The sequence below is a fragment of the Streptosporangium sp. NPDC002524 genome (genome assembly GCF_040295985.1).
In the GTDB taxonomy this organism is placed as follows: Bacteria; Actinomycetota; Actinomycetes; order Streptosporangiales; family Streptosporangiaceae; genus Streptosporangium.
Genome location: NZ_JBEOWK010000005.1, coordinates 392,344 through 409,138 on the forward strand (window position 1 = coordinate 392,344; position 16,795 = coordinate 409,138).

Annotated in this window: 12 protein-coding genes; 4 read left to right on the forward strand and 8 right to left on the reverse strand. The window is 69.7% G+C overall.

Annotated elements, in window-relative coordinates; translation table 11 throughout:
- Nucleotides 1-240: 240 nt before the first annotated feature.
- Entirely contained in the window at nucleotides 241-1,851 is a 1,611-nt protein-coding gene (locus ABT053_RS11155) for a pectate lyase family protein (RefSeq protein WP_350968769.1), read from the reverse strand.
- A 610-nt stretch (nucleotides 1,852-2,461) separates the two neighbouring features.
- Nucleotides 2,462-3,031: a dihydrofolate reductase family protein gene (locus ABT053_RS11160; RefSeq protein ID WP_350968770.1), complete on the reverse strand. Its 570-nt coding sequence runs from the start codon at nucleotides 3,029-3,031 to the stop codon at nucleotides 2,462-2,464.
- A 228-nt stretch (nucleotides 3,032-3,259) separates the two neighbouring features.
- Between ABT053_RS11160 and ABT053_RS11165 the strand changes: the two genes are divergently transcribed.
- Together ABT053_RS11165 and ABT053_RS11170 are read left to right on the forward strand one after the other, a co-directional pair.
- Nucleotides 3,260-4,120, forward strand: coding sequence for a 3-methyladenine DNA glycosylase (locus ABT053_RS11165; protein ID WP_350968772.1), 861 nt, complete (start codon nucleotides 3,260-3,262; stop codon nucleotides 4,118-4,120).
- Nucleotides 4,121-4,671: 551 nt separating this feature from the next.
- Nucleotides 4,672-6,114: a glycoside hydrolase family 10 protein gene (locus tag ABT053_RS11170; protein ID WP_350968774.1), complete on the forward strand. Its 1,443-nt coding sequence runs from the start codon at nucleotides 4,672-4,674 to the stop codon at nucleotides 6,112-6,114.
- A 124-nt stretch (nucleotides 6,115-6,238) separates the two neighbouring features.
- Here the strand turns inward: ABT053_RS11170 and ABT053_RS11175 are convergent, their stop codons facing one another.
- Nucleotides 6,239-7,426, reverse strand: coding sequence for an endo-1,4-beta-xylanase (locus ABT053_RS11175; protein ID WP_350968775.1), 1,188 nt, complete (start codon nucleotides 7,424-7,426; stop codon nucleotides 6,239-6,241).
- Between the two features lie 242 nt (nucleotides 7,427-7,668).
- Nucleotides 7,669-8,628 carry a polysaccharide deacetylase family protein gene (locus tag ABT053_RS11180; RefSeq protein WP_350968776.1) on the reverse strand — a complete coding sequence of 320 codons (960 nt, stop codon included), beginning with the start codon at nucleotides 8,626-8,628 and terminating at the stop codon, nucleotides 7,669-7,671.
- Nucleotides 8,629-9,276: 648 nt separating this feature from the next.
- On the opposite strand from ABT053_RS11180, the gene xynA reads away from it, so the two are divergent.
- Complete coding sequence (gene xynA / locus ABT053_RS11185; protein ID WP_350968777.1) at nucleotides 9,277-10,284, forward strand: endo-1,4-beta-xylanase XynA; 1,008 nt, start codon at nucleotides 9,277-9,279, stop codon at nucleotides 10,282-10,284.
- A 542-nt stretch (nucleotides 10,285-10,826) separates the two neighbouring features.
- On the opposite strand, the gene ABT053_RS11190 is transcribed toward xynA, so the two are convergent.
- The 3 genes from ABT053_RS11190 to ABT053_RS11200 are packed head-to-tail and all read right to left on the reverse strand — an operon-like array spanning nucleotide 10,827 to nucleotide 12,935.
- The gene (locus tag ABT053_RS11190) at nucleotides 10,827-11,306 is read right to left on the reverse strand and encodes an NUDIX hydrolase (protein WP_350968778.1); all 480 of its coding nucleotides are present in this window, start codon (nucleotides 11,304-11,306) and stop codon (nucleotides 10,827-10,829) included.
- Between the two features lie 16 nt (nucleotides 11,307-11,322).
- A complete protein-coding gene (locus ABT053_RS11195; RefSeq protein ID WP_350968780.1) occupies nucleotides 11,323-12,162 on the reverse strand; it encodes a protein phosphatase 2C domain-containing protein in 840 nt (279 codons plus the stop codon).
- Nucleotides 12,159-12,935 (reverse strand): GntR family transcriptional regulator, encoded by a 777-nt coding sequence (locus ABT053_RS11200; protein WP_350968781.1) that lies wholly within the window; start codon nucleotides 12,933-12,935, stop codon nucleotides 12,159-12,161. Before ABT053_RS11200 ends, ABT053_RS11195 begins: the two co-directional genes overlap by 4 nt.
- 13 nt (nucleotides 12,936-12,948) lie before the next feature.
- Between ABT053_RS11200 and ABT053_RS11205 the strand changes: the two genes are divergently transcribed.
- Nucleotides 12,949-13,125 carry a hypothetical protein gene (locus ABT053_RS11205; RefSeq protein WP_350968782.1) on the forward strand — a complete coding sequence of 59 codons (177 nt, stop codon included), beginning with the start codon at nucleotides 12,949-12,951 and terminating at the stop codon, nucleotides 13,123-13,125.
- Between the two features lie 134 nt (nucleotides 13,126-13,259).
- On the opposite strand, the gene ABT053_RS11210 is transcribed toward ABT053_RS11205, so the two are convergent.
- Entirely contained in the window at nucleotides 13,260-15,998 is a 2,739-nt protein-coding gene (locus tag ABT053_RS11210) for a carbohydrate-binding protein (RefSeq protein WP_350968784.1), read from the reverse strand.
- Between the last annotated feature and the right edge of the window lie 797 nt (nucleotides 15,999-16,795).

A 16,795-nucleotide genomic window follows, 5' to 3' on the forward strand; every position in this document is an offset into this window, starting at 1 on the left:
CGCGACTCACGGGAACCGGAGAACGACGGTGATCGGTCGGGTCGCCACGGAAGCCGAGAACCGACGGAAGCCGAGGACCGACCGGCCGCCGCCGGGCGCGCGGGTCACCGGTTCCGTGGCCCGGCGGGCGGCGTGGTGCGCCGCCCGCCGGGCCCGATCCGGAGGGTTCCCGGTGTCACCGAGATCACCGGGAACCCCGGGGATTCCAAGGGCCGGAAGGGTTACGGGGATTCCGGGGGATCAGCCGCCGATCTTGCCGACCCCGGCTCCCGCGCTGACGATCGCCTTCACGGAGTTCGGGTCGTCCAGGGTGTAGCTGTAGTACGAGCTCGCCTCCTGCACGGTGCCGCTGCACTCGGGCGGGCCGGAGTCGTCGAGCACGTTGTTCCGCGCGACGCACCTGCCGGCGGTACCGGCGTAGGTGTTCGTCGCCGGGACCTCGACCCGCTCGAAGTAGTTGCCCTCGATCAGGCATCCGGCGTTGAGCTGGCAGGCCACCCCGACGTCGGTGTTGTAGACGTAGTAGTTGTTGAACACGTGCACCGGCTCGCCGAACCGTACCCGCGGGTTGCGCTGCGGGGTCTGGTTGAACCAGTTGTGGTGGTAGCTCACCTTCAACCGGCCGACGTCCTGCGCGCTGTTGCTGTCGTCGTGGCCGAGCAGCATGTTCTTGGTGTGGTCGTGCGTGTGGTTCCACGACACGGTGACGTACGACGAGCCGCGCTTGATGTCGATGAGCCCGTCGTACCCGTCGGCCAGGTCGTTGTGGTCGATCCAGACGTGGTGGGAGAACATCTGGACGTTGATCGAGTCGTCGTTGGCGTTCCGGAACGACAGGTTGCGGATGATGACGTTGTTCACGGCGTTCGCGGGCGGCGAGGTGACCGAGTCGTCGAGGGGGAGGCCGATGTTCAGGCCGCCGCCGCTGATGCCGCCGGTGGAGCCGATGCCCACGATCGACTTGTCCGAGGTGACGTTGTACATCCCGGCCGGAACCGTGATCATCCCGCGTACGCAGATGTTCAGGGGCCCGGTCTGGCCGATGGCGGAGATCAGTTCGCTCGCGGTGTCGACCTCGACGGTCGGTCCGCCCGCGCCGCCCGTGGTCCCGTTACGGCCCCAGGCGTTCACCGCGGCGAACCCGACGGGCGTCCCCGAGGTGGGGCAGGAGCCCGGGGGCGGCGGGGTGATCGTGGGCGTGACCGGCGGCTCGCTCGGCCCGCCGGCGTCCGTCACCAGCACGTCGTCGAACGAGGCGCTCGCGTAGTAACCGGCGAGGCCCACCTTGCCGGAGGAGAAGGTGGAGTCCGTCGCCGACACGACCTGCACGTTGTTCACGAAGCCGCGCAGCGTCGTGCCGAACGCCTCCAGCCTGAGGGTGTACCAGGTGCCCGGGGTCACCGTCGCCGCGGCCGAGCCGAGGGTCGTCGGGGCGCCGCCGGTCCGCTTGCCCAGGACGACCGAGCCCGAGTTGCTCAACCCGAGGAAGTAGTAGTTGCTGGTGCTCTGCGCCCTGGCCAGCACCGCGACGTACCGCCCGCCGCCGTTGAACGCGATCGGCTTCACCCGCGCCTGCACCGCCTGGCCCGACCAGCCTGCGCCGACCACCGTCCTGGCGTCCGCGCCGGTCCCGGACTGCCGGTACACCTGGGAGCCGTCGGCCACCACCGACCAGCTTCCCCCGGACTTCGACCAGCCGTTGGAGTTGCCGTCCTCGAAGTTGTCGGCGAACAACGAGGCGGCGAACGCGCTGGGCATCGCCACGAGCACCAGCGCCCCGATCACCGCGAGAGCGAGACTCGTCGCGAGCGCGATGAGCGGCGAGCCGCCGAGCCCTTTCCTTCTTCGCACCGTGGAACCTCCAAGTTCCGTCAGTACCGACCGGCCGTGCTCCCGGTCCGGTCGGCCATGGCCTCGCGCCGGGACCGGACCGGCGACGCGGGCGTGCCGCGTTCCGCGGTCACGCGCCGGCGTCGCCGGGGTCCCGGCGAGCGATGTCCGTCGGGCGACGTGCGAGCCCGCCCACGACCCCCTGGGTGAGGGCTTTGGGCATGGCTGACCTGCGGCGGAGTACGCCGAGCAGACCCGTCACGTCGCTCTTGGACGAAGGGTGGGAAAGCGCTATCCAACTCTTTTCGCACTTTTACGCCCGGAGAAAGGTGCAGTCAAGCACCCAGTTCGCCCGGGGGGTGTGAGGCTCCGGTCCTCCGGGCGGCCGGGGCGCCGTTCTCCCAGGTGGACCCCGTCGAGGACGGTCCGGACGCGGCGCGAAAGTCCTCCCGCGAACACGCGAGGGTTTTCCGGTACTTCCGGGTTTCCCGGTACTTCCGGCCGGACGGCCGCCACCCGCCGCCCGGGAGACACCCGGCCCGGCCAGTGCTCCGGACAGCGGTACGAACGGCGGTCGCTATCCCGCCAGATGGGGGGAGGAACTGGAGGTGAGCTCAGTGCCGGGTGACGCTCACCCTCGCAGGTCCGCGCGCCGGTGCCGGAGCAGCACGACCTGGGAGTCGAACGTCCGCGACTCGACGAGTTCCAGGCCGACCCGGTGGTCCTGCTCCCGGATGAGCGGCTTGCCGCCGCCCAGGATCACCGGGTGGACGAAGACCCGGTACTCGTCGATCACGCCGTGCTCGGTGAGGAAGGAGGCCAGCGAGGACCCGCCGAACAGCAGCAGCCTGGCGCCGGACCTCTTGAGCGCGGTCAGCTCCTCGACGACGTTCTCGGAGATCAACCGGGCGTTCCAGCCGGCCTTCTCCAGCGTGCGGGAGACCACGACCTTGGACGCCGCCCGCCAGACCGGGGCGAAGGCCAAATCATGCTCGTGCGTCGAGTGCCGCTCGGCCTCCGGCCAGTAGCCCGACATCATCTCCCACACCACGCGCCCGTAGAGGAACACCGTGTCGCCGCCCACCAGTTCCTGCGAGTAGGCGGACAGCTCCGGATTCATCCGAGGCCAGTCGAACTCGCCGTTCGGCCCCTCGATGAAACCGTCCAGGGACTGGTGTACGAAGTGGATGAGCTCGCCCATGACGACGTCCTGTCTATGTGGATCTCCCGCGCCCTCGGAGCGCGCTGTCACCCGGGAATCGGAGCCGTCCCCGGTTCCTCTACATCCGGTCACGCCCATTTCGCTCTTCCCGCCGGCGGCAGTCTCCTCCCGCCCGGAAACGACCTTCCCCGAGGGGCCGCGACTCCCCCGGTCGTGGCCGTACGGGCCACCCGCCGGGCACCACCGGCCCCCGCGTACCATTCAGCGGTGGAGGTTCTGGAGCCGGAGGAGTGGCGGACGCGGGCGGAGGCCCACGCCCGGAGGATCGGGGTGTGGTCGGAGCCGCACCTGGCGCGCAGGGCGCGGGGCGAGTCCCACCCCATCGAGGACTTCCTGTTCACCTACTACGGGCACCGGCCGGCGCGGCTGCGCAAGTGGCATCCGGGCGCCGGGGTGATCCTGAAGGGGGCGCGCGACTTCGGCCGCGACTACCTCGACACCCCCGAGGGGGCCACGCTCGACACCGCGGCGCTGATGGACAGGCGCGGGTCCTCCATCGAGTGGATCATGCGACTGCTGGCCGCCACCGCGGCCCGGCCCGGCTATTTCGGCTGTTTCGGTCTGCACGAGTGGGCGATGGTCTACAGGGCCGCGGAGGTGCGGCACGAGGCCTGGCCGCTGCGGCTCGGCGGGGAGGAGATCGCGGAGGTCGTGGAGCAGCGGGGCGTGCGGTGCGGCCATTTCGACGCGTTCCGCTTCTTCACCCCCGAGGCGCGCCCGCTCAACGTGCTGCAGCCGACGCGGGAGCGGCAGCCGGAGCTGGAGCAGCCGGGCTGCCTGCACGCCAACATGGACCTGTACAAATGGGCGTACAAGCTGTCACCGCTGGTGAGCGGCGAGCTCGTCGCCGACTGCTTCACGCTGGCCCGTGACATCCGCGCCGTGGACATGCGAGCCAGCCCGTACGACCTGAGCTCGCTCGGTCACCGGGCGATCCGGATCGAGACGCCCGAGGGACGGGCCGAGTACGCCGCCGAGCAGAGGGGGTTCGCCGAGCGGGCGAGGCCGCTGCGGCAGCGCCTGCTCGACTCCTGCGAGCGGCTGCTCTCCGGCACTCGCCACTCCTGACCCGCCGCCCCGGGGCCGGAAAGGCGCCGCCAGGGCCCGCAACGAGGACCCCTGCCCCGCAGGCCCCGCGACGAGGACCCGCGATGAGGCTCAGGAACGGGGAGGCGTCGTCGGGGCCTCGGCGCGTGGTGCGTCGGGGGCGTCCGGCCGAGCGAGACCGGGGCACGTCCGCGCGGCGGGCGTCCGGCCGGGTACGGAGGGATCGCCCCCCGCCGATCAGGCGTCGTGCTGAAACTTACATCGGCCATGTCCTGTCCCGGCATGACGAGCCCGCAAGGTTTCAGGAGGCAGGGGCTGAGGTTGGGGCATGTGCCGGGCGGACACGCCCGAGCGGGGTAACCGAAAGTTTCTGAGCCGCCTTGACGTATTTCGGGGAGGTTTCCAGACTGAGTCCCCAAGGCGTCCTCCCACGGCCGGGTCGGTGGTGCGCAGCAGGGCCGTCGTCTGCGACGCCCCCTGGTGTGCCTCCCCGGCAATGGGCGCGGCGTCGAGCTCGCGGGGCCGTCCCCCGCGTTCCCGCTATCCCGTGACGCAGTTATGGAGGCTCAGGCATGGGCACAAACGCCATACCCCCGCCCGGCACCCGGCGACCTCTCGGCGGCCTTCGCCGGACCCTGATCGCCGGTGCCCTCGGCACCCTCGTGCTCGGCACGCTCACGGCGGTGACCGGCCAGGTCTCCGCGGGCGCCACGTCCGCCGGTGCCGCTTCCGCCAACGCCGCCGCGAGCACGCTCGGCGCGGCGGCCCAGCAGAGCGGGCGATACTTCGGCACCGCGATCAGCGCCGGCAAGCTCGGCGACTCGGCGTACACCACGATCGCCAACCGCGAGTTCGACATGGTGACGGCCGAGAACGAGATGAAGATCGACGCCACCGAGCCCAACCGGGGGCAGTTCAACTTCACCAACGCCGACCGCGTCTACAACTGGGCCGTGCAGAACGGCAAGCGGGTGCGCGGGCACACCCTGGCCTGGCACTCCCAGCAGCCGGGCTGGATGCAGTCCCTGTCCGGCAGCAGCCTGCGCCAGGCGATGATCGACCACATCAACGGCGTGATGGCCCACTACAAGGGCAAGATCTACGCCTGGGACGTGGTCAACGAGGCCTTCGACGACGGCAACGGCGGCCGTCGCGACTCCAACCTGCAGCGCACCGGCAACGACTGGATCGAGGTCGCCTTCCGCACCGCGCGCGCCGCCGACCCGGCCGCCAAGCTCTGCTACAACGACTACAACATCGACAACTGGACCTGGGCCAAGACCCAGGGCGTCTACAACATGGTCCGCGACTTCAAGTCACGCGGCGTGCCGATCGACTGCGTCGGCCTGCAGGCCCACTTCAACAGCGGCAGCCCCTACAACAGCAACTTCCGCACCACCATCTCCAGCTTCGCCGCCCTCGGCGTCGACGTGCAGATCACCGAGCTCGACATCCAGGGCGCCTCGGCCCAGACCTACGCCGCGGTGACCAACGACTGCCTGGCCGTCCCCCGCTGCAACGGCATCACGGTGTGGGGCGTGCGCGACCAGGACTCCTGGCGCTCGGGCGACACCCCGCTGCTGTTCAGCGGCAGCACCAAGAAACCCGCCTACACCGCCGTGCTGGACGCGCTCAACGCCGCCGACCCGGACCCCGGCCCGGACCCGACCCCCACCCCGACCCCGACCCCCACGCCCACTCCCACCCCGACCCCGGTCCCGGGGGCGTGCTCGGCGACGATCGCGACGACCAACAGCTGGCAGGGAGGGTTCCAGACGACGGTGACCGTCCGCGCGGGCAGCGCGCCGGTCAACGGGTGGACGGTGCGGTGGACCTGGCCCGGCGGGCAGACCATCAGCAGCCTGTGGAACGGCCAGCAGACCGTCTCCGGCTCCAGTGTGACCGTCCGCAACGCCTCCTACAACGGTTCCGTCGCGGCGGGCTCCTCGACCACCTTCGGCTTCACCGCCAACGGCACCGCGGCCACTCCCACGGCCACCTGCACCAGTCCCTGATCCGATCCGTTCGCACGAGGGCCGGGCCGCGCTTCCCGCGGCCCGGCCCTTCGTCACGTACATCTTTCAGGGGGTCTTCCCGGGAGCGGCGGGGCGTCCGAGTCGGCGGACGCCCCGCCGCCGCTCATCGCCGGGGCTTCTGCGAGACCCTGGGCAGGACGTACGGCGGCCCGGAGAAGGCCAGGTCCGCCTTGACGACGTTGTAGGCGCGCTTGGGCCGGTAGGACTCGTCGTACAGGGTGGCCATGCCCTCGGGCGGGTCGGAGAACCAGCCGGGCACCCAGGAGTGCCTGTCGGTGAATCCCCAGACGGTGTAGGACAGGCAGCGCCGGTTGGCCAGGCACGCCTGCAGGAGCACGCTGTAGTTCGACGCCGACGCCTGGAGGCGGGGGTTGATCTCGTTGGAGTCGCCCGCGCGCACGCCGTCGGTCATCTGGCTGCGCACGTCCACCTCGGTGAACGCCGTGGCGAGCCCGAGGTCGGAGAAGGCGTCGAGCACCTCGAGCACCTGGAGGGCGTCGTAGTTGCCGTACTGGGTGCCGAGGTGTCCCTGGCTGCCCACGCCGTCGATGGGGACGCCGCTCGCGCGCAGCCTCCTGGCCATGGTGTAGACGTACCAGGTCTTGTCGGAGGGCCCGCGGTCGCCGAACGCCTCGATGTTGTAGTCGTTGTAGAACAGCAGGGCGTCCGGGTCGGCGGCGCGGGCCCAGCGGAAGGCGTCGGCGATGTAGCCGGGGCCGAGGTGCTGCGCCCAGAAGCCCTTCAGGTGGATCGACGACGGGGTGTCCCACGGGTCGCTGGCCGCCTCGTTGACGACGTCCCACTGCGAGATCTTGCCCTTGAAGCGCTTGACGACGGTGGTGATGTGGTTGCGCAGGATGTCGCGGAGCTGCTCCTTGCCGATCGTCCCGTCACTGACACCCTGGGTGAGCCAGGCCGGCAGCTGGTTCTGCCAGACCAGGACGTGCCCGCGGACCTGCTGCCTGTTCTTGCGGGCGAACTCGATCAGCTCGTCGGCCGGGCCCCAGTTGTACGTGCCCCGGGTGGGTTCGAGCGACTCCCACTTCATGACGTTCTCGGCGGTGACGGAGGAGAACTGTGACGCGGCGAGCGCGCGGTACTGCGGATCGGCCGCGTCGCGCAGCGCGTCCGTGTCGACCGCGGTGCCGATGGCGAGATCGTGGCGGGCGGCGAGCGCGCGCAGGCTCTGCTCGGCGACCGTGGGGGGCCGCTCCTCCGCCTGAACGGGTACGGCGTTCAACGTGCCGGCCAGCATGAGCACACCGGCACCGGCGGTCAGGAAACGCTTCATCGGACTCCCTAGGGATCGGCCCCCGAAAACTTCTGACGTGCTGGGAAATGTGACGCGGGTCCCCGCAGACCTGCGGGGACCCGCCCGTTCGTTCGGGGGCTCCGTGGGACGTGAGCCCACCCGGTGTCCGCGGGACGAACGTGAGATGTCAGGCCTCACCTGGCGTCCGCGGGACGTGGGATGTCAGCCCACCCGGCGTCCGCGGGACGTGGGATGTCAGCCCACCCGGCGTCCGCGGGACGTCAGCCCACCCGGCAGGAGACCGTCGGCCAGGTCCGGTCGCCGCCGTGCATGACGGTGAAGCCGAAGGTGTTGCCGCTGCCGTTGGGGCGCATCGTCATGACCTTGCCGCTGCCGTCCCAGGTCGGGCTGCCGTTCCAGGTGGCACTGACCCGGTGGGCGTTGCGCAGGGTCACCGTGACGATCCAGCTGTTGCTCCCCGAGACGTTGACCGACAGGTTGAACCGGTCGGTCCACTGCTGTCCGGCGGTGACGGTGGCCGTGCAGCTGCCGCCCGGCGGGTTCGTCGGCGGGTCGGTCGGGGTGCCGCCGCCGTCAGGCGCCACGGCCCTGCCGGTAGAGGGCGAGATCATGCCGGCGCACAGGTTGCGGCTCCTCAGGTTCGCGGCGATCTGCGGGATCGCGTTGAGCGTCGTCGCGTACTGGTCGTGCATCAGGATGGTCTGGCCGTTCTGCAGCCGTCCGGCGGCCTGCACGATCTGGGCGGTGCTCGCGCCGTTCCAGTCCTGGGAGTCGACGTCCCAGATGATCTCGGTGAGACCGAGCTGCTGCGCGACCGACCTCAGGGTGGCGTTGGTCTCCCCGTACGGGGGCCGGAAGAGCCGGGGCGCGGTCCCGGTGGCCTGCTGGATGGCCTGCTGGGTCCGCTGGAGCTCCGACTGGATCTGGGAGCTGCTCATGTTCACCAGGTGGGGGTGGGTGTAGCTGTGGTTGCCGATCCACATTCCGGCGTCCCGCTGGGCGCGGACCAGGGCCTGGTTGTTCTGGGCGTTCTGGCCGGTGTTGAACATGGTGGCCCGCAGGCCGTTCTGCCGTAGCGCGTTCAGCAGGTTGGCGGTGTTGCCGGGGTTGGGACCGTCGTCGTAGGTGAGCCCGACGTACCCGGCGCTGCAGTCGGCGGCCTGTGCCGCGGGTGACGAGGTCACGGCGAGCGCCGCGCCGAGGACGGTGAGAAGACCCATCACGAGTGAACTCCGGATGCGTGAGCGGCGTACCCGGCTTCGGCCGGTGATGGTTGCGTTGTCGATCACTCTGTTCCTCCACTGGAACACCGATCGGTAGGGACGGACGCACGTACGGCTGCGGCGTAACGCGTACGGAACACGCGGAACCGCGTTGAGCTGCGGTTCTGTCAAGAGGTCACCCGGGTGGGGCGAGCAGGCCCGCCTGGTGAGTCATTCTGTGTATTGTCACGAAACCTGTCAAGAAAGCATCGAAATCTTTCGGTAACATCGGCCGGAACCTGATCGCCCGGAAGAAGCTTTCATCGAGCGTCCCGAATCCCGGTCGGCCAGCCAATACCGTCGACCAGGCAGAATGTCTCCCCGGGGAAACGCAATCAAGATCATATTTCCGATATATTTCTGAAAGTTGTTGACAGTCCGGCGCGACAAACCCACACTCTCACCATCGACAGGCCTCGACCGCTGTCGATCCGGGTCACCCGCCGCGCGGCCTGGTCCTCCGGGCGTCGACCTCCCGACGTCCGGCCCGCCCCGCCGTGTCGTACGACTCCGACACGCGGTGGACGTCACCTCGGCCACCGCCGGCCCCGCCGGGTCGTATCACGCTGCCTGCCCCACCGGCCTTCACCAGGAGGAAGCACGCACATGAACGATGCCCCCGTCCCCCCGAAGCGCCACGGGCGCCGCGGGCGCGACCGCGCCAGGTCGCTCGCCGGCCGTGTGTGCGCCGTGGCGCTGGCCATGGCCGTGGCGGTGCTGCCCGGCCCCGCCTACGCCGCCATCACCACCAACCAGACCGGTACCAACAACGGCTACTTCTTCTCGTTCTGGACCGACAGCCAGGGCACGGTCTCCATGGAGCTGGGGTCCGGCGGCAACTACAGCACCTCGTGGAGCAACACCGGGAACTTCGTCGCCGGCAAGGGCTGGAGCACCGGCGGGCGCAGGAGCGTGAGCTACTCGGGCAGCTTCAACCCGTCCGGCAACGCGTATCTCACCCTCTACGGGTGGACGAGAAACCCGCTGGTGGAGTACTACATCGTCGACAACTGGGGCACCTACCGGCCCACCGGGACGTACAAGGGCACGGTCACCAGCGACGGCGGCACGTACGACATCTACCAGACGACGCGCGTCAACGCCCCCTCCATCGACGGCATCAGGACGTTCAACCAGTACTGGAGCGTCCGCCAGTCGAAGAAGACCGGCGGGACCATAACCTCCGGCAACCACTTCGACGCCTGGGCCCGCAACGGGATGAGCCTGGGCAACCACGACTACATGATCCTCGCGACGGAGGGCTACCAGAGCAGCGGAAACTCCAACATCACGGTCGGCGGCTCCTCCGGCGGAGGCGGTGGCGGTGGTGGTGGCGGCGGCGGGGGCGGCGGCTGCACCGCGTCGCTCTCCGCGGGTCAGCAGTGGAGTGACCGGTACAACCTCAACGTCGCGGTGAGCGGTTCGAGCAACTGGACCGTGACGATGAACGTCCCGTCCCCCGCCAAGGTCCTCTCCACCTGGAACGTCAGCGCGAGCTACCCCAGCGCCCAGGTGCTGACCGGCAGGCCCAACGGCAGCGGCAACAACTGGGGCGTGACGATCCAGCGCAACGGCAACTCGACCTGGCCGACGGTCTCCTGCAGCGCGAGCTGACCTCGGCACCCCCGGAACACCACCACCGCGCCGCCGGGAACGACACCGCCCACCCCGGACGCCCAGCGCGTCCGGGCGCCGGGACACCCCCGGCAGGACAGGCCCCGGCCCGTCCCGGCGCCCTCGTCTTCCGGCCGGATGAAGCGCTCGCCCGCCAACCGGCGGGGATCCGGCCGGAAACGGTGGCCCCGCTCCCCTGGGGAGTGGGGCGGGGCCACCGCCGGTTTCGGAAGTCGGGCCCCACATCCCTAGTCGCGAAATGATCCATCCGCCCGGCGAAGATGATTGCTCAACAGATGCCTGCAGTCAGGGCAGTGCCGCATGAACCCGCGCTTCACCACGAAAGCGATACCGGCGGTGCACAGGTACAGGAGCCCGACCATCCACTTCTGCCCCACGTGGAAAACGGCCGCCTTGGTGCAGGTCTTGCAGTCTCGACAGCTCACTGTTCTCCCGTCACCGTGATGGACGACCACCTGTCTTATGGATCGATACCTGGAGCCGATCCGTAACAGGGCTGTGAATCCGTTCTCCTCAGTGGCTCACACCGAATCAAGCCCGAGCAGGTGTTCGCCATCATGCGTACGGACAGCGGGATCGGCGATTCGGAGCGCGTCCAGCAGGCGGATCGAAAAGGCCTCCGACATACGGGTTGAGACCTCGTCCAGCGCGAGCCACGCGGTCTCCGCCGCCTCCTCGGTCGCCCTGGCCTGTCCCGCCACCGCTTGGCAGAGAAAGACCAGGGAGACGACGCCGAGCGTCATGTTCTTGTAGACGCCGGTCAAACGGATCGGCTCGACGTGGATACCCGTCTCTTCCAGGACCTCGCGCCGGACCGCGTCCAACGGGCCTTCGTCCAGCTCGACGACGCCTCCGGGCAGCTGCCACCGACCGTTGTCGCGTCGCTTGATCGCGAGGAAGCGGCCTTCCGCGTCGATGACGGCGGCGCCGACACTCACCGAGTGCAGGGGCCGGTCGTCCTGGTGCGCCCGCGCCCGGTCAGGCTTGTCGTTCACGGTCATCTGAGCCTCGGCGGAGTCAGTCGAACAGGAGGAGAGCCAGAGCCTTGTCGTCGTGCGGTTTGAAGCGTGGCCAGCGAGATGCGTCGGGGTCGCTCTCCTCGGCTTCGTGGATCATGTCGGTCAGGGCGTCGGGTCCCTGGGTCATGATGACGTCGAGGGCGGCGGGCCAGTCCGTGGGTACGCCGTACTCCTCGACCCCGCTGACGACGCCGTCGGTCGCGATCAGGACGGCGGAGGTCGTGGAGCGGGGCCAGCGACGGACGCGGGCGTGGAAACCGGCGTCGGGTGTGGCCTCGGCGATCCAGTAGCCGCCCTCGCGGTTGCGGTGGGAGCGGGTGATGCTCTGGAAGGACCGCATCAGCTCTCTGGAGTCGTCGCGGTAGCCCTCGCCGCTGCGGAGCCGTGTCAGGTACGCCTCCCGCGGCTCGTTGCGGATCTCCAGGATCCGGGAGTCCTGCAGCACTTCGACGCCGCCCGCCCTGTCGAAGACGACGACGGCACTGTCACCGAGAACCAGCGCCTCCAGTTCGTTCTCGTCCCAGCGCAGGACGGCCACCGTGCTCGACGGTGCTTTGCCCGCCTCCAGGTCGTACGCGGTGGCGACTCCCTCGATGGCGTGGGCGAGCAATTTGCGCAGGTCCTGGTGAGGTTCGGCGGCGATCAGTTCTTCGAGAAGGCGCCCCAAGGAGTCCGCGTACCAGCCGCCGCTTCCCGGGCCGAGCTCCACCGAGGTCGCGCCGTCGAGGACGACGGCCGCGTTCGGGGTCAGGAAGATCCGGTCCTCCGACGCTCCGGGACCTCCTGGCCGCTCCGCGGTGAGCACCCGGGGGGTCGAGGAACGAGGTGGTGGAGTCACTGCGGTTCAGCCGGCCATTCGTAATTGAGAACCCACTGGAAGGTCGGCATCACATGGACGGTGACCTCGACGGGACGATCGTTCGCGTCCCACGCTATGTGGAAGATATCGAAAAGTGGCTGTTCCTCCGTCAGGCGGAGAAACGTCTCCTCCTCGCGTGTCGGGGTGCGGACAGCGACGGCCTCGGTGAATCGGGCCACCTCGTGCCCCAGCTCCGCGAGCCGTGAGTAGGTGCCGCCGGGGCCCGTGTCCCTTCTTTCCAGCGGTGTGCCCTCGGCGATCGACCACGGCACCCAGGAGGTGGCGACCTGTATCGGCGCGTCGGAGGCGAACATGTGCCGCTTCCGTACAAGGGCGAGCTGGTCGTCCGTCAACCGAAGGGCGTGGGCCACCCGCTCCGGTGGTACGACCGGTTCGAGCTGGACCACCTCGGATCGCGGCTTCAGCCCCATGTCCCTGATCTCGGTGTCGAACGCGCCCCGGCCGAGACCGTCTCGTTCCCTGCTGGCCCGGGGGTAGCGGGTGGTCGCGTGACGGTTGATAGGCGGTATCTCGCGGACGAAGGTCCCCCGGCCCCGCTCCACCCGGACGAGACCTTCGTTGCGGAGGATCAGGATCGCCCGGTTGACGGTCGGCCGGGACAGCCGGTACTGCGCCGCCAGCTCGGGCTCGCTGGGAAGTGTCGCGCCAGGCTCGTACGTGCCCTCATGGATGGCACTCCGCAGCAGGTCAGCGAGCTGCCTGTAGTTGGAACGCGGCGGTTCGATACCCATAGCGGGTGCCTCCATGGGAGACCTGGACATCGTCGTCGCCCTGGCCGCCGCCTACGACGTGGTCATCGACGGGAAGGGACGCAGGGCGTGGTGCCGCCTGGACTGGCCTGCCCGCGAGGAAACGGCTCACCGAACGGCGGCCGGTCCATCGCCGGAGCGAAAGAAAGATCCCGGCCACTTCGATGAGTGACCAGGACTCCGTAGACCTCGGTGTCCGAGAAGGGATCCCGCGGAGCCGAAGACGAACGACACCGCGGGGCGTCCGTCGTCCGGACGCCCCGCGGCGGCGTTATCTGGAAGGGCGGGACGGGCCCGCCGGGGAGGTCAGCTTCCGTAGACCTCGAAACCGAACAGGGAGTAACCCCACGCCGTGGCCCGGGTGGTGCCGTAGATGCGGACGTACCGGGCGGCGTTGCTCAGGCCGGTGTTGTTGTCCTCACCGCCGTTGCCGCCGGTCACCGATCTGGCGTTCGTCCAGGTCGTGCCGTTGGTCGAGGTCTGGATCTGGTACGCCGACCCGTAGGCCGCCTCCCACACCAGACGCACCCGGTTGATCGTGTACGTGGCGCCCAGGTCGACCTGGATCCACTGCGGGTCGGAGAACGCGCTGGCCCACCGGGTCGTCGCCGACGCGTCCACCGCGGCCGAGGCCGGGTAGGCGGCCGACTCCACGCTGGAGGCCGTCGCCGGCTTGTTCAGCGCGAGGTTCGTCGCCGGCGGCGTCGTCGTCCCGCTGGTGAAGGTGAAGGAGTCGATGTCGAACAGCGAGCCCGCGCCACCGGTGAAGACCAGGAACAGGTTCGTCGTCCCCGACGGCGGTGTCACGGTGCCGGTGACGTTGGCCCAGGTCTCCCAGCCGCCGGTCGGCGCGACCGTGGCCGTGCCGACCACCGTCCCGGTCGCCGAACCGGCCCGCAGGGTGAGCGTGCCACCCGCGCCGGCCGACGCGACCCGCGCCGTGAACGACGTGACCCCGCTCAGGTTGTACGGCGTGAACGAGATCCAGTCCCCGTTCTCGACGTATCCGATCGCGTTGCCGCCGTTGGCCGACGGCTTGGGCACGACCTGCACGCCCTGCTGGGCGCTGAAGTGCTCGGCCTGGCGGGTCCGCGGCTGCAGGACGGCCTGCGGCGCGTGGATGGCCGTGGTCGAGCCGGGCGGGGTGTACTCCGCGTCGAAGACGCCGAAGATGTTCGCGTTGGCGTCGTGCTCACCGTCCACCGGGGTCTGGATGGTGCCCGAGCAGCCGGTCGCGGTGGTCATCAGGTGACCGTGGCTGTCGTGGCCGAGGATGTAGTTCATCTTCACCCGGCTGCAGTCGATGGTCGGGGAGTTCGGGTCGGTGACGCTGATCTGGAACGGGATCGCGTCGCCGAAGTTGAACACCCGCCCGTTGACCGGCAGGGTGAGGGTGACCGCCGCTTGCCCGACGCTGATCGTGGTGCTCGCCGTGGCGCTGCGGCCGGTGTTGTCGCTCACCGTCAACGTCGCCGTGTACGTGCCGTTGGCCGTGTAGGTGAACGTCGGGTTGGCCGCGGTCGAGTCGGTGCTGCCGTTCGTGGTGAAGTCCCACGCGTACGTGATCGGGTCGCCGTCGGGGTCGCTGCTCCCGGCCGAGCTGAACTGCACGGCGAGCGGCGCGTTGCCGGACTTCGGGTTGGCGTTGATCGCCGCGATCGGGGCCTGGCCGGTGCCCGAGTTGTACTCGATCCTGTACACGGCCGAGTTGGCGTCGCCGCCGAACCAGCCGGTGCCGTAGTCGAGCACGTACAACGCGCCGTCCGGCCCGAACTCCGAGTCCATCACCTGGGTGCCGGTCCAGGTCGGGAAGGGCTCGATCGTGCCCACCCCGCCGCTGCCGTTCAGGGTGACCGTCTTGATCCAACGGCGGCCGAACTCGCTGATGAACACCTTGCCGTTCATCGACGCCGGGAACTTCACGTCGGAGACGAGCGCGGCGTTGTAGTTGTAGACCGGGGCGCCCATCGGCGACCAGCTTCCGCAGCACAGCTCCGACCGGTCCTGGCCGACCCCGTACGGCAGCCAGGCCGCGCGCGAGGCCGGGAGCTGGGTGATGCCGGTGTTGTTGCGCGAGTTGTTCGTCGGCCCGCCGGCGCAGTTGAACGCGGCGCCCGAGGGACCGGACGGGAAGGTGAAGTCGACGTACGGCACGTTGAACTGCGAGCAGTACGGCCAGCCGTAATTGCCGGGCTGGGTGATGCGCTCGAACGAGACCGACGCCGCCGGGCCCCGGGTGGCGCTGGCGGTGCCCGAGTCGGGCCCGTAGTCACCCAGGTAGACCGTGCCGGTGGCCTTGTCCACGTTCATCCGGAACGGGTTGCGGAAACCCATCGCGTAGATCTCGGGCCGGGTGTTCGCGGTGCCGGCCGGGAACAGGTTGCCCGACGGGACGGTGTAGCCGCCGCCCGCGCTCGGCTTGATCCGCAGCACCTTGCCCCGCAGGTCGTTGCTGTTGCCCGAGGTGCGCTGCGCGTCGTAGGCCGGGTTGCGGTCGGTCCGCTCGTCGATCGGCGTGTAGCCGCTGGAGTCGAACGGGTTCGTGTCGTCACCGGTGGAGAGGTAGAGGTTGCCCGCCGCGTCGAAGTCGATGTCGCCGCCGACGTGGCAGCACATGCCACGGCTGGTGGGGACGTCGAGGACGGTGACCGCGGAGGCCGCGTTGAGGGTGTGGTCCGCGTTGACCGTGTACCTGGCCAGCCGGTTCACCCCGTTGAACGGGGCGAACTGGGCCGCCGTCCCGAAGGCCGGCGCGTCACCGCCCGGCGTGGACAGCGGCGGCGCGTAGTAGACGTACACCCACCGGTTCGTCGCGAAGTTCGGGTCGGCCTTGATGCTCTGCAGGCCCTCTTCGTCGTGCGTGTACACCGGGATGGTGAGCGCCACCTTGGTGTTGCCCAGCACGTCGGTGTAGCGGATCACGCCATCGCGCGACGTGTGCAGCACGCCCCGGTTGGGCAGGACGGTGAGGCCCATCGGCTCACCGGTCTCCGCCACGCCCTTGGCGAGCGTCACCTGGGTGTAGCCGGGTGCCGCGAGCGCCACTCTCTCGGACGCGCTCTTCGAAGCGGTGCTCGGCGCGGCCTGTGCCGCTGGAGGGCCCAGGCTGAGTGCGGTCGCCAGTACGGCGACGCATGCGACTAGTTTTCTTAACATGATCGGTGGTGCTCGCTTCCTGTAGTACGAGTCCATACAGGCGTGCGCCGATCACGCCAACGACGCGTAGGGGTGGGGGGAAATCCGTCAGCGACGTCGCTCGGACAAACTGTGACCGCTATGGGTAAAACAGTCAACAGGTGTCAGTCAGGAGTTGTGAGTCACCTCGCCTTCGAGTACTGCGGGGGGTGCGGAGCCGGGAGATGTCGTCGAGCGGCCACGGGCGGACGCTCCGGAGACGCGCCACGAAGGTGGCCGTCGCCGGGTCGTCGCGAGTGGCGATGGCGAGCGGGACGCGGGGGGCGTCCCGCTCATCGGCCGGGGGAGGCCGGTGACCGGGCCGGGAGGCCGGTAACCGATGGGCGCCGGTGCCGGCGGCGCCCACCGGTTTCCGTGGGGGGTGGCGAGCGGGACCGGGTCGGCGGAGCGGTCGGCGTCCGTCCCGCCGACCCGGCTATCCCTCTTGTGCCGGCGGCGCGGCACCACCTGGCGCCGCGCCGGCCGTCAGCAAGTCGCGGTGGAGCGGATCAGCAGTCGCATGACGACCTCCAGGCCGTTCGAGGGGGGTGGGGGGTGTCGCCGGCCACGGTGCGTCGCGGCCGGTGGAACCGCGTGATCAGGTGCTGTGCTGCGAACACGGAGTGAGCCGGGGTCGCGAGAACCCGGTGCTCGGTACGGCGGCGTGC